This is a genomic window from Ensifer sp. Root954 (genome assembly GCF_001429005.1).
GTDB lineage: Bacteria > Pseudomonadota > Alphaproteobacteria > Rhizobiales > Rhizobiaceae > Ensifer > Ensifer adhaerens.
This window is the reverse complement of record NZ_LMJM01000022.1, coordinates 81,186-101,708: the sequence shown is the minus strand read 5'-3', so window position 1 is coordinate 101,708 and position 20,523 is coordinate 81,186. Positions and strand designations below refer to the sequence as shown.

The 20,523-nt window shown below is 61.7% G+C and carries 17 protein-coding genes; 6 read left to right on the top strand and 11 right to left on the bottom strand.

Going from position 1 to position 20,523, the window contains the following annotated elements:
- Positions 1-205: 205 nt before the first annotated feature.
- Together ASE71_RS12570 and htpX are read right to left on the bottom strand one after the other, a co-directional pair.
- On the bottom strand, positions 206-1,618 hold the full coding sequence (locus tag ASE71_RS12570) for an RsmB/NOP family class I SAM-dependent RNA methyltransferase (RefSeq protein WP_060521511.1): 1,413 nt from the start codon (positions 1,616-1,618) through the stop codon (positions 206-208).
- The gene (gene htpX, locus ASE71_RS12565) at positions 1,618-2,577 is read right to left on the bottom strand and encodes a zinc metalloprotease HtpX (protein WP_034800156.1); all 960 of its coding nucleotides are present in this window, start codon (positions 2,575-2,577) and stop codon (positions 1,618-1,620) included. The genes ASE71_RS12570 and htpX overlap by 1 nt, the downstream gene beginning before the upstream one ends.
- Before the next feature lie 125 nt (positions 2,578-2,702).
- Here htpX and ASE71_RS12560 point away from each other — a divergent pair, with 125 nt between their 5' ends.
- On the top strand, positions 2,703-2,903 hold the full coding sequence (locus ASE71_RS12560) for a DUF1674 domain-containing protein (protein ID WP_034800155.1): 201 nt from the start codon (positions 2,703-2,705) through the stop codon (positions 2,901-2,903).
- Positions 2,904-3,027: 124 nt separating this feature from the next.
- Here ASE71_RS12560 and acs read toward each other — a convergent pair whose 3' ends face one another.
- Positions 3,028-4,977 carry an acetate--CoA ligase gene (acs, locus tag ASE71_RS12555; RefSeq protein ID WP_060521512.1) on the bottom strand — a complete coding sequence of 650 codons (1,950 nt, stop codon included), beginning with the start codon at positions 4,975-4,977 and terminating at the stop codon, positions 3,028-3,030.
- Positions 4,978-5,204: 227 nt separating this feature from the next.
- Here acs and ASE71_RS12550 point away from each other — a divergent pair, with 227 nt between their 5' ends.
- Positions 5,205-5,906, top strand: coding sequence for a DUF1013 domain-containing protein (locus ASE71_RS12550; protein ID WP_060521513.1), 702 nt, complete (start codon positions 5,205-5,207; stop codon positions 5,904-5,906).
- 75 nt (positions 5,907-5,981) lie between these two features.
- On the opposite strand, the gene ASE71_RS12545 is transcribed toward ASE71_RS12550, so the two are convergent.
- Positions 5,982-6,368: an ectoine synthase gene (locus ASE71_RS12545; RefSeq protein ID WP_060521514.1), complete on the bottom strand. Its 387-nt coding sequence runs from the start codon at positions 6,366-6,368 to the stop codon at positions 5,982-5,984.
- Positions 6,369-6,511: 143 nt separating this feature from the next.
- Between ASE71_RS12545 and ASE71_RS12540 the strand changes: the two genes are divergently transcribed.
- Positions 6,512-7,378, top strand: a complete 867-nt coding sequence (locus ASE71_RS12540) for a LysR substrate-binding domain-containing protein (RefSeq protein WP_060521586.1) — start codon at positions 6,512-6,514, stop codon at positions 7,376-7,378.
- 43 nt (positions 7,379-7,421) lie between these two features.
- On the opposite strand, the gene ASE71_RS12535 is transcribed toward ASE71_RS12540, so the two are convergent.
- Both ASE71_RS12535 and ASE71_RS12530 read right to left on the bottom strand, forming a co-directional pair.
- Positions 7,422-9,329, bottom strand: a complete 1,908-nt coding sequence (locus tag ASE71_RS12535; RefSeq protein ID WP_060521515.1) for an AMP-binding protein — start codon at positions 9,327-9,329, stop codon at positions 7,422-7,424.
- A 112-nt stretch (positions 9,330-9,441) separates the two neighbouring features.
- Entirely contained in the window at positions 9,442-10,101 is a 660-nt protein-coding gene (locus tag ASE71_RS12530; RefSeq protein ID WP_060521516.1) for a YggS family pyridoxal phosphate-dependent enzyme, read from the bottom strand.
- Between the two features lie 223 nt (positions 10,102-10,324).
- Between ASE71_RS12530 and leuS the strand changes: the two genes are divergently transcribed.
- From leuS to holA, 3 genes are read left to right on the top strand one after another with little or no spacing between them, the layout of a single operon-like run.
- On the top strand, positions 10,325-12,952 hold the full coding sequence (leuS, locus tag ASE71_RS12525) for a leucine--tRNA ligase (RefSeq protein ID WP_060521517.1): 2,628 nt from the start codon (positions 10,325-10,327) through the stop codon (positions 12,950-12,952).
- A complete protein-coding gene (gene lptE / locus ASE71_RS12520; RefSeq protein WP_034800148.1) occupies positions 12,939-13,463 on the top strand; it encodes an LPS assembly lipoprotein LptE in 525 nt (174 codons plus the stop codon). The genes leuS and lptE overlap by 14 nt, the downstream gene beginning before the upstream one ends.
- A gap of 11 nt (positions 13,464-13,474) precedes the next feature.
- A complete protein-coding gene (gene holA, locus ASE71_RS12515; RefSeq protein ID WP_060521518.1) occupies positions 13,475-14,509 on the top strand; it encodes a DNA polymerase III subunit delta in 1,035 nt (344 codons plus the stop codon).
- 208 nt (positions 14,510-14,717) lie between these two features.
- On the opposite strand, the gene ASE71_RS12510 is transcribed toward holA, so the two are convergent.
- The 5 genes from ASE71_RS12510 to mnmE all read right to left on the bottom strand — a co-directional run bounded on the left by ASE71_RS12510 (position 14,718) and on the right by mnmE (position 20,393).
- Entirely contained in the window at positions 14,718-15,608 is an 891-nt protein-coding gene (locus ASE71_RS12510; RefSeq protein WP_034800146.1) for a ParB/RepB/Spo0J family partition protein, read from the bottom strand.
- Between the two features lie 35 nt (positions 15,609-15,643).
- Positions 15,644-16,438, bottom strand: a complete 795-nt coding sequence (locus ASE71_RS12505) for a ParA family protein (protein ID WP_060521519.1) — start codon at positions 16,436-16,438, stop codon at positions 15,644-15,646.
- A gap of 14 nt (positions 16,439-16,452) precedes the next feature.
- Positions 16,453-17,094, bottom strand: a complete 642-nt coding sequence (gene rsmG / locus ASE71_RS12500) for a 16S rRNA (guanine(527)-N(7))-methyltransferase RsmG (RefSeq protein ID WP_034800144.1) — start codon at positions 17,092-17,094, stop codon at positions 16,453-16,455.
- Positions 17,091-18,974 carry a tRNA uridine-5-carboxymethylaminomethyl(34) synthesis enzyme MnmG gene (mnmG, locus tag ASE71_RS12495; protein WP_034800143.1) on the bottom strand — a complete coding sequence of 628 codons (1,884 nt, stop codon included), beginning with the start codon at positions 18,972-18,974 and terminating at the stop codon, positions 17,091-17,093. Before mnmG ends, rsmG begins: the two co-directional genes overlap by 4 nt.
- Before the next feature lie 90 nt (positions 18,975-19,064).
- Positions 19,065-20,393, bottom strand: coding sequence for a tRNA uridine-5-carboxymethylaminomethyl(34) synthesis GTPase MnmE (gene mnmE / locus ASE71_RS12490; RefSeq protein WP_060521520.1), 1,329 nt, complete (start codon positions 20,391-20,393; stop codon positions 19,065-19,067).
- Positions 20,394-20,523 lie beyond the last annotated feature (130 nt).

The window sequence follows — 20,523 nt, the reverse complement described above, 5'->3', positions numbered from 1 at the left end:
CCGGTTACCTCATTTCTGGCACGATCACTCACATCATCGGAGCGCGCCAGGACCTCGCGCCAGCGTCCGCATGGTGCCGCGAAGACCATTAAACTTTTATCAATCCTGCCATCTTTGATAGGCTTCCCGGTCGAAAGCGTCAAATGATGCGGTGAAACAGGGCCTTGAGGCCCGGTTCCAGCTGCTGAAAGCTCAGTTTGCGCTGTTATTTGCGCCGAATCACCGCCGCGTAGAAACCATCGAGGCCGCTCGAAAACGGTGCATCGAGCGGCAGCATGGCCGGCGTCGTCCGCATTTCGCCGACCTGCGTGATCGCATCCTCGAGCCCCGGCCAATCCGCTGCAGAAATCGGAACGCGCTCGTAGCTTTCGCCGGAACCGATAACCCGGGCAACGACCTCTTCGCCTTCACGCGGGTCGAGGGAGCAATTCGAGAAGACGACGGTGCCACCGGGCTTGACCACCGTCAGCGCATGACGAAGCAGCCGCTCCTGCAGGTCGGCAAGCTTTTCGATGTCTTCCGGTCCCTTGGTCCACAACACATCAGGGTGACGTCGTGTCGTGCCGGTCGAGGAGCAGGGAGCGTCGAGAAGCGCCGCATCGAACAGGGCTTCCGGCTGGAAGTCCGCCATGTTGACTTCCTTGGTCTCGGCCTCGAGCCCCAGCCGCTTGAGATTGCCCTTCAGCCGGCGCAAGCGGCTGCCGGACTGGTCCAGCGCCGTCACTTCGGCGCCAGCAAGAATGAGTTGGGCCGTCTTGCCGCCCGGTGCGGCGCAGAGATCGACGGTCCGCTTGCCCTTGAGGTCGCCAAAGAGCCGCGCAGGGATCGATGCAGCCGCGTCCTGGACCCACCAGCCGCCATCATCGAATCCGGCTAAGGAGGGGATGGAGCCGGAGAATGCGCCGAGCCGCACAGAGCCGGTCGGCAGGACGGTGCCACCAAGCCGCTCGGCCCAAGCCGCAGGCTCGGATTTGACGGAAAGATCGATTGCCGCCGGCGTCAACTGCGCCTCGGCGATCTTCTCGGCCGCCGCTGCGCCGTAGTGGGCAATGAGGCGCTCGAAGAACCATTCCGGCATCGCCGGAATATGGCGCGTGCTTTCGAGAACGGCTTCCTTTTCGCGCGACAGGCGCCGCAGCACGGCGTTCACGAGATTGGCGAAGCGGCGGTTGCGCGGATCGTTCTGCGCCTGTTCGACGGCGAGATCGACGGCGGAATGATCGGGCACGTCGAGATAGAGGATCTGTGCCGCTGCCACGGCAAGCACATGCTCCAGCGCCCGCGCACCCTCCGGTAGGGGCGTCTGCAGCAGCGAGTTGATCGCAGCCTGCACGCGCGGGAGATGGCGAAGGGCGGAATTGAGTATTGCCCGGACCAGAGCGCGGTCGGCGTCGTTAAGCTCGCGATAGGCCGGGTTGCCGTGCTCGCTGTCGAGCATGCCGTCGAGCGACGTCTTGCGGTCGATAACTGCTGCCAAGATCTTCGCGGCGGCCTGACGAGCCCTCAACCCCGGCTTCTCCGGACCACGCGGCGCCGGAGCAGGCTTCTTCGATTTCGCTGCGCCGCCGTTGCGGTGCGATCGTTTCGGACGTGAATCGTTGTTGTTTTCTGCAGACATCAGGACCAGGGACCTTTGGGCGGTTCGGAACCACCGCGACCCCATCCGGTAGAGGGCACAGAGCGCGATTTGCGCACGGGATTATCAGCACGAACCGGCGGCGTCGAGACCGAAGACATCTCCTGCGCCATCTGCTGCAGGGCCGCGATGCGGTTTTCGGTGTTCGGATGGGTCGAGAACAGGTTGTCCATGCGCTCGCCGGAGAGCGGATTGATGATGAACATATGCGCCGTTGCCGGGTTGCGCTCGGCATCGTCATTGTGGATCTGATGGGCGGCGCCTGCGATCTTCTGCAGCGCCGAAGCGAGCGCCAGGGGCTTGCCGCAAATCTCGGCGCCGCGACGGTCGGCCGAGTATTCGCGCGTCCGGCTGATCGCCATCTGCACCAGCATTGCCGCCATCGGCGCCACGATCATCGCGACAAGCGTGCCGATGAAGCCGAGCGGATTGTTGTTTTCACGGTTGCCGCTGAAGAAGAAGGCAAAGTTGCCGAGCATCGAGATCGCGCCGGCAAGGGTTGCCGTCAGCGTCATCGTCAGCGTATCGCGGTTCTGCACGTGCGCGAGTTCATGCGCCATCACGCCGGCGACCTCGTCATAGTCGAGAGCGTGAAGCAGCCCGGTCGACGCGGCGACCGCGGCATTCTCCGGATTGCGACCGGTGGCAAACGCGTTCGGCTGCGGGCTATCGATCACATAGACGCGCGGCATCGGCAGGCCGGCATTGCGAGCGAGGTCACGCACGATGCCGTAATATTCCGGGGCACTGCGCTCATCGACCTCCTGCGCGCGGTACATGCGCAGCACCATCTTGTCCGAGTTCCAATAGGAGAAGAAGTTCATGCCTGCGGCCATGACGAAGGCGATCATCATGCCGCCCCGTCCGCCAATGGCGAAGCCTACCGCCATGAACAGGGCGGTCATGACTGCAAGCAGCATGGCGGTGCGGACAAGGTTCATCAGGAGGCTCCGGGTCGTCTACGTTTCACGTGAATCAGGGTTCCCGTCCGGGGAACGGCATCCTATATGATGGGTGCAAACACCCAATTCTTCAATATTGATGCTCGAATCCGGATACCGTTCAGATGCAGAACGACAATGACAACGCCGCCGACCGCCCGAAGAAGCCGCTGCCGCCCGCCGCTGTGCGGGCGCTGAAGGAAGCGGAAGAGCGGCGTCAGGCGGAGATCAAGAAGGAACTGCCGCAGGAGATCGGCGGGCGCGGAGGTGAAGATCCAGCCCGCTACGGCGACTGGGAGATCAAGGGTCGGGCGATCGACTTCTAAGTTCAGGTCGGGCGCCTGCGCCTGCAACCTCGATCTGAATCCGGCTCACGAAATGGTTTGACGGCCACCTGGCGACGAGAGGGGAACCGCCGCACGTCCAAGAGACGCGCGGCGGTTTTCAAGGTCAGGCCTTGTTCTGGCGGTTCGCGATCAGATCATCGACAACGGCCGGATCGGCGAGCGTCGAGGTATCGCCGAGCGCACCGAAGTCATCCTCCGCGATCTTGCGCAGGATGCGGCGCATGATCTTGCCCGAGCGGGTCTTCGGCAGGCCCGGAGCGAACTGGATCTTGTCCGGCGTCGCGATCGGCCCGATTTCCGAACGGACATGCTTCACCAAGGCGGCGCGCAGTTCGTCGTTGCCGATTTCACCAGCCATCAGTGAAACATAGCAATAGATGCCCTGGCCCTTGATCGGGTGCGGATAGCCGACGACGGCCGCTTCGGAGACGAGATGATGCGACACGAGCGCCGATTCGACTTCGGCCGTACCGAGGCGGTGGCCGGAGACGTTCAAGACATCGTCGACGCGGCCGGTGATCCAGTAGTAGCCGTCCTCATCGCGGCGGCAGCCGTCACCGGTGAAATACTTGCCCTTGTAGGTGGCGAAGTAAGTCTGACCGAAACGCGCATTGTCGCCGTAGATCGTGCGCATCTGGCCCGGCCAGCTGTCGGTGATGCAGAGGTTGCCGTCGGCAGCACCTTCCAGAACATTGCCTTCGTTGTCGACGAGCTGCGGCTGAACTCCGAAGAACGGCCGCGTGGCCGAACCGGGCTTGAGATCCGTCGCACCCGGCAGCGGCGTGATCAGGATGCCGCCGGTCTCGGTCTGCCACCAGGTATCGACGATCGGCGACTTCTGCTCGCCGACGACGTTGTAATACCACTCCCAGGCTTCCGGGTTGATCGGCTCGCCGACCGAACCGAGCAGGCGAAGCGACGAGCGCGAGGCGCGCTTGACGAAGTCGTCGCCGGCGCCCATCAGCGAGCGGATCGCCGTCGGCGCGGTGTAGAAGACGTTGACCTTGTGCTTGTCGACCACTTCCCAGAAACGCCCGGCGTCCGGGAAATTCGGCACACCTTCGAACATCACGGTCGTCGCCGCATTCGCGAGCGGACCATAGACGATATAGGAGTGGCCAGTGACCCAGCCGACGTCGGCGGTGCACCAGTAGACCTCGCCATCGCGGTAGTCGAAGACATATTCGTGCGTCATCGATGCATAGACGAGGTAACCGCCGGTCGTATGCAGCACACCCTTCGGCTTGCCGGTCGAGCCAGAGGTATAGAGGATAAACAGCGGATCTTCCGCCTTCATCTTCGCCGGCTCGCAATGCGGCTTCACGGTCGCGATTTCCTGGTGGTACCAGAGGTCACGGCCCGGTGCCCAGGCGGTCTTGCCGCCGGTGCGGCGCACCACCAGAACCTTGTTGACGATGACATGCTGCTTGGCCGCGATGTCGATCGCCGTATCAGTGTTTTCCTTGAGCGGGACCGGCTTGCCGCCGCGCACGCCCTCGTCGCAAGTGATGACGAAGGTGGACTCGCAGTCGACGATACGGCCAGCAAGTGCGTCCGGCGAGAAGCCGCCGAAGACGACCGAATGGATGGCGCCGATGCGGGCGCACGCGAGCATCGCATAGGATGCTTCCGGGATCATCGGCATATAGATGGTGACGCGGTCGCCCTTCTTGACGCCATGCTTCTTCAAGACGTTGGCAAGGCGGCAGACCTGCTCGTAGAGCTGGTTGTAGGTGATCTTCTTGTCGATATAGGGATTGTCGCCTTCCCAGATGATGGCAGTCTTTTCGCCATGCGTCTTCAGGTGGCGGTCGATACAGTTGTAGGAGACGTTGGTAAGGCCGTCTTCATACCACTTGATCGAGACCTTGCCTTTGAAGGACGTGTTCTTGACCTTGGTATAGGGCTTGAACCAATCGATCCGTTTGCCGTGCTTGCCCCAGAACTTTGCCGGATCGGAAACGCTCTCCTCGTACCACTTCAGGTAAGTGGCGTTATCAAGCAGCGTCCGGCTCTTGGCAGACTTCAACACCGGATAGATTTTGGCGGACATATTTTCCTCCCTACGCATTCCTAGTGTGGCTCGCCCCTCCTAGGGCTCCCCCGTTTCGCGGACATTCATAGCAGGTCAAATGCCCGCCGCAATTAGACAAAAGGACATTTGGAACTGAAGAATTGCAATTTCGCGACAACGACGGTATAGAGGCCCACATTTCCCGGAAATCAGTGGTAGACTCCACGGCCCGCGACACCGGCGCGGCGGACAAAAGGACTATATCCATGGCTCAGCAACTGCTTATGCCCAAGGCGACCGCCGTCTGGCTGGTTGACAATACCGCGCTGTCCTTCGACCAGATCGCGCAGTTCTGCAAGCTGCACCCGCTCGAAGTTAAGGCGATCGCCGACGGTGAATCCGCGCAGGGCATCAAGGGCCTCGACCCGATTGCGACCGGTCAGCTTTCGCGCGACGAGATCGCGCGCGCCGAAGGCAACCCCAACCACAAGCTGAAGCTGTCCGAGCCGAAGGTTCGCGTACCTGATAGCAAGCGCAAGGGCCCGCGCTACACCCCAGTTTCCAAGCGCCAGGATCGCCCGAACGCCATTCTGTGGCTGGTTCGCAACCATCCGGAGCTCAAGGACGCGCAGATCTCGCGCCTCGTCGGTACGACCAAGTCGACGATCGAGCAGATCCGTGAGCGCACCCACTGGAACTCCGCCAACCTGACGCCGATGGATCCGGTAACCCTCGGCCTCTGCTCGCAGATCGACCTCGACCTCGAAGTCGAACGCGCTTCCAAGGGTCGTCCGCTGCCGACGGCTGCCGAACTCGGCCAGACGCTGGAATCGGCCCAGGAAACCGAAAAGCTGGGCTTCAGCTACGAGCGCGAGGAAGAGAAGGAAATCGACGCCGATGCCGTCTTCGCCAAGCTCAAGTCGCTGACGTCGGACCGCAAGGACGAGGACGAAGACGATCAGTACTGATCGCCGTCCAGCCCAATGAAAAAAGCCCGGATCGACGATCCGGGCTTTTTTGTTGGTCAGTGCTCAGCAACGTGCTCAGTAGGCCGAACCGGATGGATCATTGAGGTTGTGGCGCTCGGTCCCCTTGAGCGGCGGATTGAAAATGCTGACAAGGACCAGATCTTCGTCCTTGCCACCGCGAAGATAGTGTTTGTCGTGCTGGTCCAGCACGTAGATATCACCCTTGTTGATCGGGAAGACCTTGCCCTGCATGTCCTCGACCTCGCCGTGCCCGGCGATGCAATAGCAGGCCTCGAGATGGTTGCGGTACTCGAGCAGCGATACCGTTCCGGCGCGCACCACCGTGTGGCAGACGGTGAAACCCATACCGTCCCTCTCGGTGAGCAGGCGGTGGCTAGTACCGCTGCCCCACTCGACGAAATGATCAGTTGCTTCGATCTGCTGCAGGCTGCGGACGAACATGGGCCTCTCCATCTGTAAATATTCCTAATATCCGCCAACGGAAAAGCTCTCTCCCGCCTCGGTTGGAAGCCCAGTATCCGTTGACATCGACAACCAATCAAACGACGATTCCTCAAGGATTTGATGAGGAAAACTTACAGATGATGTTGCCCCCACTCGGCATGCTGCGCGCCTTCGAAGCCGCAGCGCGTCTGGCGAGCTTCTCCCGCGCCGGTGACGAACTGCATGTGACGCACGCCGCCATCAGTCACCAGATCCGGCTGCTGGAGGCGTGGTTCGGCCGGCCGCTCTTCATGCGCGAGAAGCGTGGGGTCAGTCTGGCGCCCGAGGCGGAGAACCTATCCGCCGTGTTGACATCGTCATTCGAGCGCATCGCCGCGGAAACGGAGTTGCTGCGGCTGAACGCCAAGGCGCAGGTGAGCGTTGCCTGCATACCCTCGATCGCCACGCGATGGCTGATCCCGGCACTCGGCGAATTCCTGCAGCGTCACCCCGAGGTGGACGTCAAGGTCGTCTACGCGATGGCCGAGCAGCAATTGCGGGAAACCGGCTGCGACGTCCTCATCACGCTCGGCGCCGACAAGAGCGAGGGGACCCGCTCCGATCGGCTGTTCTCCCGCATCAATCGGCCGGTTGCGAGCCCCCGTTATCTCGAGCGGAAAGGCGCGTTGAGGACACCAGAGGCAATCGCGTCTGCCGATCTGCTGCACGACGAAACGACGTCACGCTGGCGCGATTGGCTGGCAAGGGCAGGGCAGGAGACCACGCAGACGTTGCGTGGCCCGGTTTTCCAGGATTTCAATCTTCTGGCGACGGCGGTCATTGCCGGCCATGGCGTGGCGCTTTGCCCGGTCGAAGTCTTCCGCCGCGAAATCGAAAACGGTGACCTGGTGATCCTGTCCGATGTCGCCACCCTGGAGGACGAGAGTTACTTCCTGATCACCAAACTCACACGCTCGAAGGCGGCAGCCAGTTTCGCCGATTGGTTCGCGGCCATTGTGTACGCCTAATACGGAATGCACCTCGCAGATTCATGAGCCGGCTTAGCAATCGTTATACACCGATGCCGCGCCCATGCAGCGCAACGGTGATTTCGTCGAGGATGACTGGATCGTCGATCGTCGCGGGCATCTTCCAGGGCTGGCGGTCAGCGATCTTCTGGATCGTGGCGCGCAGGATCTTGCCCGACCGCGTCTTCGGCAGCCGCTTGACGCAGATGGCCAGGCGGAAGGCGGCAACAGGTCCGATGCGTTCGCGCACGAGGCTGATGACCTCGCGCTCGATCTCCGACGTTTCACGGGAAACATTGGAGTTGATGACGAGGAAGCCGGCCGGTACCTGGCCTTTCAGGTCGTCGGCAATGCCGATCACGGCGCATTCGGCCACATCGGGGTGGCTGGCGCAGACCTCCTCCATCGCTCCGGTGGAGAGGCGATGGCCAGCCACGTTGATGATGTCGTCCGTCCGCGCCATGATGAAGATGTAACCATCCTTATCGAGGTAGCCGGCATCGGCAGTCTTGTAGTAGCCGGGAAACTCGTCGAGATAGGCCGCGCGGAACCGATGGTCAGCATTCCAAAGCGTCGGCAGGCAGCCGGGCGGCAGCGGCAGCTTTACCACCACATTGCCGAGCGTACCGGCGCCAACTGGATGTCCGGCATCGTCGAGAATCTGGACGTCGTATCCCGGCAGCGGAACCGCCGGAGAACCGTACTTTACCGGCAGGAGCCCGAGCCCCATCGGATTTCCCGCCACGGGCCATCCCGTTTCCGTCTGCCACCAATGGTCGATGACGGGCACGCCGAGCGCGTTTTCTGCCCATTGGATCGTATCGGGATCCGCCCGTTCTCCGGCAAGAAACAACGCGCGGAATTTCGACAGGTCGTATCGGCGAACGTGGGAAGCCTCCGGATCTTCCTTGCGGATCGCTCTCAGCGCCGTCGGCGCGGTGAACATCACCACGACGCCGTGTTCGGCAATGATGCGCCAATAGGTGCCTGGATCCGGCGTGCCGACCGGCTTGCCTTCGAACAGGATCGAGGTGCTGCCGTTGAGGAGCGGACCATACACGATATAGGAGTGGCCAACGACCCAGCCGATATCGGACGCAGCCCAGAACACTTCGCCCGGCTGCACGCCGAAGAAATTCTCCATCGACCATTTGAGCGCGACCATGTGGCCGCCATTGTCGCGCACCACGCCCTTGGGCTGGCCGGTCGTGCCCGACGTGTAGAGCACATAGAGCGGATCGGTCGAGGCGACCGGAGTACAGCCGACCTCTTCTCCCGCCTGCTTGGCCGCCGCCAAAGCCGCAGCGAAATCGATGTCGCGTCCCTCGGTCATGGCGGCTTCCGCCATCTCGCGTTGGAAGACGAGGCAATGGGCCGGCTTGTGGGTCGCGATGTCGAGCGCCGCATCCAGCAGCGGCTTGTAGGCCACCGTGCGCCCAGGTTCGATGCCGCAGCTTGCGGACACAATGAGCTTGGCCTGGCAATCGTCGATGCGTACGGCGAGCTCGTTGGCGGCAAAACCGCCGAAAACCACGGAATGCACGGCGCCGATGCGCGCAGCCGCCAGCATAGCAACCGCCGCCTGCGGGATCATCGGCATATAGATGATGATCCGGTCGCCCTTGCCAACGCCGAGTTTCCGGTAGACGGCGGCAAGCGCTGCTACATCGCCGAGCAGAGACGCATAGGAGATGCGCTCGACCCGCCCGGTGACGGGACTGTCATAGATGAAGGCGATTTGCTCGCCACGGCCCGCGGCCACATGGCGATCCAGGCAATTGTAGCAGGTATTGGTGATGCCTTCGGCGAACCAGTGCCCATAGATGCCAGCGTCCGCATCAAATGCACGTGCCGGTCTTTCAAACCAGTCGATCGCATTGGCGGCATTTGACCAGAAACTCTGCGGATCCGATTTCCAGCCCGCGTACACGTCGGCATAGCGACTCGCCATGTCCGTTCCTCCCTGCGCATATTGCCGGACATGTCCGGCCTCCTCGTGCACAAGGATAGGCTAATGAGAAACGAGGGGAACCCCGACGAAAGCGGTATGTGACGAACGGACCTCAGCGTGCGCCGAAAATGGCCGAACCGACGCGAACGCCGGTGGCGCCGAACTGGACGGCCGTCTCGAAGTCGCCTGACATGCCCATCGACAGCTTCTCGAGCTTGCAGGCAGCAGCCAGCTTCGCGAGCAGGGCAAAATGCGGGCCGGGATTTTCTTCCACCGGCGGAATGCACATCAGCCCCTCGATCGAAAGACCCAGCTCGTTGCGGCAGAGATCCACGAAGGCAACGGTCTCCTCCGGCGCGATGCCGGCCTTCTGCGGCTCCAGCCCGATGTTGACCTGGACGTAGAGCCTAAGCGCCCGGCCCTGCCTCTGCATTTCGGCCGCAAGCGCGCGGGCGATCTTCTCGCGATCGACCGTCTCGATGACATCGAACAGCGCGACGGCTTCTGCCGCCTTGTTCGACTGCAGCGGGCCGATCAGGTGCAGTTCGAGACCGGACGTCTCGGCCTTCAGCTCCGGCCACTTGCCCTGCGCTTCCTGCACGCGGTTCTCGCCGAAGACCCGCTGCCCGGCGGCAATCACCGGGCGGATGGCGTCGGCGTCGAAGGTCTTGGAAACAGCGACCAGCGTGACGGCACCCTTGGCGCGACCGGCAGACTTCTCCGCTGCCTGAATCCGGCTCACGACATCCTGCAACCGCTCTTGAACTTCCATGGACCTGCTCTCCGACACGGGATTTCCAAACCACTGACCGAGCGGCTTAGGCAAAGTTGAGCCGATTGCCAAGGCCGCTCCGCCATGGACCGGCTCAAATCCGCCAAAGTGTCGCGGCAAACCCTTCAAAAACTTGACCGTCAGGCGGTTTCGTGGTGAAGGTCACCCCAACTATCATGAGGCGCCACTATGCGCCGCAGAACTTCCGGAACATCGAAAAGACATGTCTAGCGAACGATACAATCCGCGTGATGCCGAGCCCCGTTGGCAGCAGGAATGGGACAAGAACGAGGTCTTCCAGACCGAGAACGACGATCCGCGCGAAAAGTACTATGTGCTCGAGATGTTCCCCTATCCCTCGGGCCGCATCCACATGGGCCACGTGCGCAACTACACCATGGGTGACGTGGTAGCGCGCTACAAGCGCGCCCGCGGCTTCAACGTGCTGCATCCGATGGGTTGGGACGCCTTCGGGATGCCGGCCGAAAACGCCGCCATGGAGCGTGGCGTGCACCCGGCCAGCTGGACCTACCAGAACATCGCCTCGATGAAGGCGCAGCTGAAGGTTATGGGCCTGTCGCTCGACTGGAACCGCGAGTTCGCCACCTGTGACCCCGCCTATTACCAGCGCCAGCAGTACCTGTTCCTGGACTTCCTGGAAAAGGGCCTCGTCTACCGCAAGCAGTCCAAGGTCAACTGGGACCCGGTCGACAACACCGTGCTCGCCAACGAGCAGGTGATCGACGGCCGTGGCTGGCGCTCCGGCGCGCTGGTCGAACAGCGCGAACTGACCCAATGGTTCTTCCGCATCACCGACTTCAGCCAGGAACTGCTCGACGCGCTCGATACGCTGGATCAGTGGCCCGAGAAGGTGCGCCTGATGCAGAAGAACTGGATCGGCCGCTCCGAGGGCCTGTCGCTGCGTTGGGAAATCGTCGAAGGCACCGCCGGCGACGCAACCGAGCTCACCGTCTACACCACCCGTCCGGACACGCTCTTCGGCGCCTCCTTCCTGGCGATCGCCGCCGATCACCCGCTGGCAAGGCAGGTGGCGGCCAGCAACCCTGAGGTCGATGCATTCTGCGAGGAATGCCGCCGCGCCGGTACCTCCCTTGCCGCGCTGGAAACGGCAGAGAAGAAGGGTATCGACACCGGTATCCGTGCCAAGCATCCGCTCGATCCGAGCTGGGAGCTGCCGGTTTATGTCGCCAATTTCGTCCTGATGGACTACGGCACGGGCGCCATCTTCGGCTGCCCCTCCGGCGACCAGCGCGACCTCGACTTCGCGCGCAAATATGACCTGCCGGTCGTTCCCGTCGTCATGCCGAGGGACGGCGATGCCGCGACCTTCGCCATTGGTGACGAGGCCTATATCGGCGACGGCGTGATGATCAACTCGCGCTTCCTCGACGGCCTGTCGACGGAAGACGCTTTCGAGACCGTTGCTTCGAAGCTCGAGAAGGAAATGCTCGACGGTGCGCCGCGTGCCGAGCGCAAGGTCAATTTCCGCCTGCGTGACTGGGGCATCTCGCGCCAGCGCTACTGGGGCTGCCCGATCCCGGTCATCCATTGCGAGGACTGCGGCGTCGTACCAGTTCCGAAAGCCGACCTGCCGGTCGTGCTGCCACCGGACGTTACCTTCGACAAGCCGGGCAATCCGCTCGACCGTCACGCCACCTGGCGCCACGTCGCCTGCCCGCACTGCGGCAAGGACGCCCGTCGCGAGACCGACACGATGGACACCTTCGTCGATTCGTCCTGGTATTTCACGCGCTTCACCGCACCCTGGGAAGACAATCCGACCGACCCCAAGGTCGCCAACCACTGGCTGCCGGTCGATCAGTACATCGGCGGTATCGAGCACGCCATCCTGCATCTGCTCTATTCGCGCTTCTTCACCCGCGCGATGAAGGCCACCGGCCATGTTGCCGTCGACGAGCCGTTCAAGGGCCTGTTCACACAGGGCATGGTCGTGCATGAAACCTATAGCCGCGGCGAAGGCGCCCAGCGCGAATGGGTGACGCCGGCCGAGATCCGCATCGAGGAGATCGATGGACGCCGTAGCGCGACGCTGATCGAAACCGGTGAGGAAATCACCATCGGCTCGATCGAGAAGATGTCGAAGTCGAAGAAGAACGTCGTCGATCCCGACGACATCATCGCTTCCTATGGCGCTGATACCGCCCGCTTCTTCGTTCTCTCCGATTCGCCGCCGGATCGTGACGTGATCTGGTCGGAAGCCGGTGTCGAAGGATCGCATCGCTTCGTACAGCGCGTGTGGCGTCTGATCAGCGAAGCGGCCGAGAAGCTGCGGGCAATCGAGGCCGCCCCGGCGCTCGAGGGCGAGGCTCTCGCTGTTTCGCAAGCCGCGCACAAGACGCTGCGCGCGGTCGAGGCCGACTACGACAAGCTTGCCTTCAACAAGGCCGTGGCGCGCATCTACGAGCTCGTGAACACGCTTGCCGCACCGCTGACCCAGATAGCAGCCGGCAAGGCCGATGCGGCCCTGGCGGGGGCTGTGAAGGATGCGACGACGATCCTGATCAACCTCATCGCACCGATGATGCCGCACCTCGCCGAGGAATGCTGGCGCGAGGTCGGGGGCGAGGGCATGATTGCGGAACGCGGCTGGCCGGCGTTCAACCCCGCTTTGGTCGTCGAGAACGAAATCACCATGCCGGTGCAGATCAATGGCAAGAAGCGCGCTGATTTGACAATCGCTCGCGATGCGGATCAGAGTGCGATCGAAAGCGCCGTCCTGGCGCTCGATGCCGTCAAGTCCGCGCTCAACGGCAGCAGCCCCAAGAAAATCATCGTCGTGCCCCAGAGGATCGTCAATGTCGTTGTCTGATAGAGCTGGTTTCCGTATCCGGTCGATTCCGGTTCTGGCTGGCGCGCTCATGTTGACCGCGCTCGCCGGCTGCCAGGTCCGGCCGCTCTATTCCGACCCAGTCGGCACCTCGACGGCACTGGCGGCGATCGAGATTTCCGAAGCCACCGACCGTGTCGAGCAGGAAGTGCGTAACGCGCTGATCTTCCTGGCCGCAGGTGGTCAGGGCGAGCCCGTGAATCCGCAGTATCACCTGGCGCTCACCGTCACCCACCGGTCGATGGGCGTGCTCTACGATCAGGCCAAGGACCGCGCCGGCGCCGGCCGTATCGTCGTCAAGGCGGACTACAATCTGACGAAGATCGGTACGGGCGAGACCATCAAGTCCGGCAACCGCACGGCCGTTGCTCTCGTTGACTTCCCGGTCCAGGAATTTGCCAAGGTGCGCGCCGTTCGTGACGGCGAAAACCGCGCAGCCAAGGAACTCGCCGAGCTGATCCGGGCCGACATCGCCGCGGCTCTCAGCCGCTAACTGGTGTCGGCATGAGCGAGGTCAAGTCGCACGAGTTCGACTCCTTTCTCCAGAAGTCAGCCGGAGTCTACCGGCTTTTCATCCTCTACGGGCCCGACCGCGGGCTCGTCTCCGAGCGTGCCTCTGCAATCGCCGCCCGTTGCGGCGTGCCGCTCGACGATCCGTTTTCCCTGTTGAAGCTCGATGTCAGTGAACTGACGCAATCGCCCGGGCGGCTGCTCGATGAAGTAAACTCGATCGGCCTCTTCGGTGGAGAAAAGCTCGTCTGGGTCCGTGGCGCGACCAATGAAAAGCCGCTGGTCGATGCGTTGCAGATCCTTTCGTCCGAGCCACCGACCGGAAGCTATGTGATCGTCGAAGCCGGCGACCTCAAGAAGGGGTCCGCACTTCGAAAGATCGGCGAGAGCGCGCGTTCGGTCGCCTGTATCGCCTGCTACAGTGACGACGCGCGCAGCCTGCAGGCGCTGATCGACAAGGAACTCGGCGACGAGAAGCTGGGCATCAGCACCGCAGCACGGCAACGATTGCTGGAGGCGCTCGGTGGCGACCGCCTGGCCTCACGAAACGAGCTGCGCAAGCTTGCGCTCTACTGCCGTGGCAAGTCCACGGTGGACGAAGAAGACGTGCTCGATATCGTTGGGGATGCCAGCGCCATCTCCGTCGACGATGCCGTCGATGCCGTGCTGAAGGGCGACCTCGATGGATTGCTGCATGCGATGCAGAAGATCACCACATCCAAGACGCCGGCCTTTCTGGTGCTGCAGGCGTGCCTGCGCCAGTTTCAGCAGCTCGATGTGATGCGCGCCGAGATGGATGCAAGCCGCCAGCAGGCGGGGCAAGTGATCGCGACGCTGGGGCGTGGGCTGCACTTTCGCCGCAAGCCGATCGTCGAGGCAGCCTTGAAGCATTGGTCGAGCCCGGCCATCCGCCGCGAGCTCAATCGCCTGCAGACGACCATCTTTCAGAGCCGCAGCCGTGCGAGCCTGGAGGAAAGCCTGGTGCTGCAGAACCTGATGGCGATCGCGGTGCAATCGGCGCGACGCTGACCTGCCTCTGTCGACCCAGTCCCGTTACCGCAGCCTAGTGCTCGAATTTCGCCAACAGGTCTTCAGGCTGCATGAGGGAGATGGGTGGACCTCGCCGTCCGAAATTCAACTGGACGCCAAAAGATCTCATCATATCAAATAATTAGGCGCGCCGCTCGTTGGAGAGACGCGCCATCAATACGCCTAAGCAAAAATACGCACGAGTGGCTTATCGCCGCTCGAGCAGCCGGCAGATTTCTTCCAGTTGATCCAGCGTCTTGTAGGCGATGCGCAAATGACCACCGGATGCCTTGTGGTTCACGGTAACCTCAAGCCCGAGGCTATCCGACAACGTGCGCTCGAGCGCTAGCGTATCGGCATCCTTCTCGTCGCGACGGACGGTCTTGCCGTAATTCGGATCGTTCTGCGCGCGAATATCGTTCTGCGCGATGCGCTCGGCGTCACGCACCGAGAGCCCCTTGGCAATGATCGTCCGGGCGAGGGTAGCCGGATCCGAGGTCGGAATGAGTGCACGGGCATGTCCAGCCGAAAGCGCGCCTTCCGACAACATGTCCCGAACAGGTTCCGGCAGTTTCAAAAGACGCAGGCTATTGGCGACATGGCTTCGGCTCTTGCCGATGATCTCGCCGAGATCGTTCTGCGTATAGCCGTGCTCGGCGATCAACTGCTCGTAGCCAAGCGCTTCGTCGAGCGGATTGAGATCCGAGCGCTGGACGTTTTCGACGATAGCGATTTCAAGCGCCGTGCGATCGTCGACGTCGCGAATGATAACCGGGATTTCGGTGAACCCGGCCAGTTGTGCGGCACGCCAGCGGCGCTCGCCGGCGATGATCTCGTAGCGATCGACGCCGATGGTGCGAGCAACGACAGGCTGGACAATACCATGCTGACGGATCGAATTGGCGAGATCCTGGAGTTCGGCTTCGTCGAACTGACGACGCGGGTTGCGCGGGTTGCGCGATACGAACTCGATCGGCACGCGCCGATCCGGATTGACCGGGGCAGGGGCAGCTGCCCCTGTTTGCAACGGCTGATCCATCTCGCCGATCAACGCGGCCAGTCCGCGACCAAGCCGCCTCTTCGAGCTATCGTCGTTCATATCGTCACCCGAGTTAAATTACGCTACCGAAATGATTATGCCGCTTTGCGCTGGCGCTCGCGTTGAATGACTTCGGAGGCCAGTTGCAGATAGGCCTGACTGCCAGCGCACTTCAGATCATAAAGAATGGCCGGCTTGCCATAGGAAGGCGCTTCCGAGACGCGAACATTGCGCGGGATCAGGGTGTGGTAGACCTTGTCGCCGAGATGCGTCCGCACATCGCTAACAACCTGCTGTGCCAGGTTGTTGCGCGAATCGAACATGGTCAGGACGATGCCCTGGATATCCAGGCTCGGATTCACGGTTCGGCGAATCTGATCCACTGTCTCCAGCAGCTGGCTCAGACCCTCGAGCGCGAAGAACTCGCACTGCAGAGGGACAAGCACCGAATGGGCGGCCGCCATCGCGTTCATCGTCAGCAAGTTGAACGATGGTGGGCAATCGACGAGCACGTAGGAATATTCCATCGCGGCGGGGCTAACCAAGGCCTTGCGTAAACGGAAGACACGATCCGGTTCCTGCGAAATTTCCATCTCGACGCCGAGAAGGTCCATGGTCGATGGAATGATCGAGAGGTTCGGAACGGCTGTCTGTTGAGCGATCTCGCCGATCCCGTGCGATCCCATCATCAGCTCATAGGATGACAGGTTCCGATCGCGGCGTTGAATGCCGAGCCCGGTGCTGGCGTTGCCCTGCGGGTCCAGATCAACGATCAGAACGTGTTCGCCGATAGCCGCCAATGCGGTCGCCAAATTGATGGCGGTCGTGGTTTTGCCGACGCCGCCTTTCTGATTTGCGATTGTGATGATCCGGTTTTTGCCACCAAACATGTTTCCGCTCGCGATCACTGGGCCCTGCGCGCCAGATTTGCGATCTCGAGCACGACAGAATCCGGCTCGACCACGCTTGGATGTTTTACCAGATCAAACTGATAGCGGCCAACGGCTTTGTCGATTTCGCGCTGGTAATCCCGCCCTTTGTGGAAGTAGGCGACCGCTTTCTGCTCCTTCGCCGTCATCCATGGCGCAGAATAGTCGAGCAGCAAGGTCAAATCCGCGAGCGCGCGCGCCGAAACCGCGTCCGCGCGGGGAATCAATGCGCCTGCTTCTTCGATTCGAACCGGGTGAACCGAGCCGCGCGCACCCGTCTCGGCCAGAGCTACACGCAGAAAGGCAGCCTTCTTGTTGTTGCTTTCAACGAGATGGACCCAACCGTCGCCAAGTTCGGCGAGATAGATCGCCGTGATGACACCTGGAAAGCCGCCACCGCTGCCGAGATCGACCCAGGTCTTCGGACCGGGCGACAACTGCGCGAGCTGCAAGCTATCGACAATGTGCCGACGCCAAAGATCCTCGATAGTGGACGGCGCAACAAGATTGATCGACTTCGCCCACTTCTGAAAGAGCTTGGCAAAATGCTCCAGCCGTTCATTCGTTTCACGTGAAACACGCAGTCCGTTCAACACATCGATTGGACTCGCCTTCATTGTACGCCGGCCTTTTCTTCACGTTCTACGGTTCGGTTCTGACGCTTCACCCACGCCAGGATCAGCGATGCTGCTGCCGGCGTCATACCGTCGACCTTCATCACGTGAGCCAGATTGCGGGGCGCCTGCTGCTTCAGCTTCTGCTTCAGCTCGTTGGAGAGGCCCGAGAGCATATCGAAGTCGAAGCCATCGGGTATGGCAAGATTTTCCTCGCGCTGAATGCCGGCGATATCCGCTGCCTGCCGATCCATATAGACCGCATAGACCGCATCGATCTCAAGCGCCTCAACGACGCGCGGACCAATCGACAACAGCTCGGGCCAGATGGGCTGCAAGCCGGCAATCGACTGATCGGGATAGGACAGGATCTCGAAAGCAGTGCGCCGTTGGCCATCCTGGTTGAGCTTAAGGCCATGACGGTTACCTTCAGCCGGGGTTACCGAGAGGCCTTTCAACAGGGCACGTCCTTCGTCGAAACGCGCGCGCCAATCGACAAAGCGTTCGCGCCGCGCAGCCGAGATGCAGCCGACCTCCATTGCAAGCGGTGTCAGGCGCGCATCGGCATTGTCGGCCCGCAGCGACAATCGATACTCCGCGCGGGAGGTGAACATGCGATAGGGCTCGGTGATCCCGCGCGACGTCAGGTCGTCGATCATGACACCAATATAGGACTGCGTTCGGCTGAACACGATTTCGTGACGGTTGGTCGCGGCCAAGGCGGCGTTCAAGCCGGCAACAAGACCTTGCGCGCCGGCTTCCTCATAGCCGGTCGTACCGTTGATTTGACCGGCGAGGAAAAGCCCTGGCATCTTGCGGACGGCAAGGGTCGCGTTCAGTTCACGCGGGTCGACGTGATCGTACTCGATGGCATAACCAGGCTGCAGTATCGCGACATTCTCCAATCCCGGGATCGTCTTGATAAAGGCTTCCTGGATGTCAGCCGGCAGCGACGTCGAAATGCCGTTCGGGTAGATCGTATCGTCGTCGAGACCCTCCGGTTCCAGGAAGATCTGGTGGCCATCACGCTCGCCGAATCGTACGATCTTGTCCTCGATGGACGGACAATAGCGCGGTCCGACACCCTCGATCTGTCCCGAGTACATCGCCGACTTGCCGATATTGTCGGTAATAATCTTGTGCGTCTCTTCCGTCGTCCGCGTCACACCGCAATCGATCTGGCGATTCACGATCCCGTCGGTCATGAACGAGAAGGGCACGGGATCTTCGTCTGGACCTTGCCGGCCAACACGCGCCCAGTCAATGGTGCGTCCATCCAGGCGGGCGGGCGTTCCGGTCTTCAGGCGGCCGAGCCGCAACCCAAAACGCAGCAAGGTTCCCGAGAGCCCGACGGACGGTTCCTCACCGACGCGACCGGCCGGTATCTTCTGATCGCCAATATGGATGAGGCCCTTCAAGAACGTGCCCGTCGTCAGAACAACGGAGTTCGCTTGAAAGCTGCGGCCGTCCTTCATGACGACACCGTGGATGCGGCCTTGCTCTTCCAGAAGGTCGAAGGCATCGCCCTCGATAACGGTCAGATTCTCGATGGCAGCGATCTCCCGCTGCATGGCTTCGCGATAGAGGCGGCGATCGGCTTGCGTACGCGGTCCGCGCACTGCCGGACCCTTACGGCGGTTGAGCAAACGAAACTGAATACCGCCGGCATCAGCGACGCGCCCCATCAAGCCGTCCATCGCGTCGATCTCGCGGACCAGATGTCCTTTTCCCAAGCCGCCGATCGCCGGGTTGCAGGACATAACGCCGATCGTGGATGCCTTGTGCGTGATCAACGCTGTGTTGGAGCCCAGACGCGCAGCCGCAGCCGCGGCTTCGCAGCCGGCATGGCCACCGCCAATGACGATTACGTCAAATTGCATCATTGCCTCTTCTCCGGGGTTGACCCGGCACGAATCGTTTCACGTGAAACACAACGAAGGACTCGCACACGTTGTATTGCACTGGCCTACTGGTTATTTCCCGATACAGAATTCAGAAAATATCACATCGAGAAGGTTCTCAACATCCACGCGGCCGGTTATCCGTCCAATTGCGTCGCCAGCAAGGCGCAACAGTTCCGCGCGTATATCCAGCCCCAAGTCCTGACTTGCCAAGCTGTCGTCGATCGACCGCTGCGCCTGCCGGAGACTATCGACATGGCGCCGCCGCGAAGGCAGCGACAGCGAGGTCCGCCCACTGAGATCCGGCAGGTGCGCCGCGATCGCGTCCAGCAGTCGCTCCATGCCTTCGCCGGTTCTCGTCGAGACCAACACATCCACGGCCCCCTCGCGCCAGCCATCACTGCCGCGATCAAGTTTGGTTCCAACCCGTAGCACGGGCGTCGTGTCGGATGGGAAGTCGGACATGACATCAAAACCGTCCGGCGCATCGGCCAACAGCAAGATCAGATCTGCTCTCTCGATAATTTCTCGTGCGCGACGAATACCTTCTTGCTCTACTCTCTCGTCGGTTTCCCGCAGCCCCGCCGTATCGTAGAGCTTAACGGAGAATCCGGCTAAGGAAAGGTCCACGGAAAGAACGTCGCGGGTCGTACCAGCAATCTCGGTGACGATTGCAATGTCACGCTGGGCCAGTGCATTGAGCAAGCTCGACTTGCCGGCGTTCGGCGCACCGGCGATGACGATCTTCAGGCCGTCGCGGATGATCTCCGCGATCGGCGCATCGGCAATATGTGCTGCTATCTCTTGCGACAGCATGGACATATCCTGCCAGATGCGCTCGCTGACCGAGCCCGGCACATCGTCTTCATCGGCAAAATCGAGCTCGGCCTCGATCATCGCCCGCGCATGGGTCAAGCGCTTCGCCCAGCCGGCATAGATCTTTGATTGTCCACCGCCGGAGTGTTCGATCGCGAGCCGGCGCTGCATCTCGGTTTCCGCAGCAATCAGGTCGGCGAGACCCTCCACCTCGACCAGGTCAAGCTTGCCGTTCTGGAAGGCGCGGCGCGAAAACTCACCGGCTTCCGCATGGCGCAAACCCTCGAGCTTCGAGAGTTCCTCAAGCAAGGCGTTTACTGCCGCCCGACCACCATGGATCTGAAGCTCGGCGCAGTCTTCTCCTGTAAAGGAGGCAGGTCCGCGAAAATAGAGAACAAGGCCGCTGTCGATGACATCGCCGTTACGGAACCGAATCGATCTCAATGTCGCCGACCGAGGTGTTGGCACACCACCACACAACGCCTGCAACACCGCTTCGGTGCGCCCGCCGCTGATACGCACGACTGCGACGCCGGCGGGCAGAGATCCGCTGGAAAGCGCATAAATCGTGTGCGTCGCTGTCATGGGCTCACCTGAAAAGACCGCGGACACGCAGGGCGCGTCGATGGTCGATGCAATGGGGATCGTCGAAGTTCCGGACCGGATCGTTCCGCTTCGCGGAGCGCGCTCACGCGGGGCAAACGCTATCTCAATG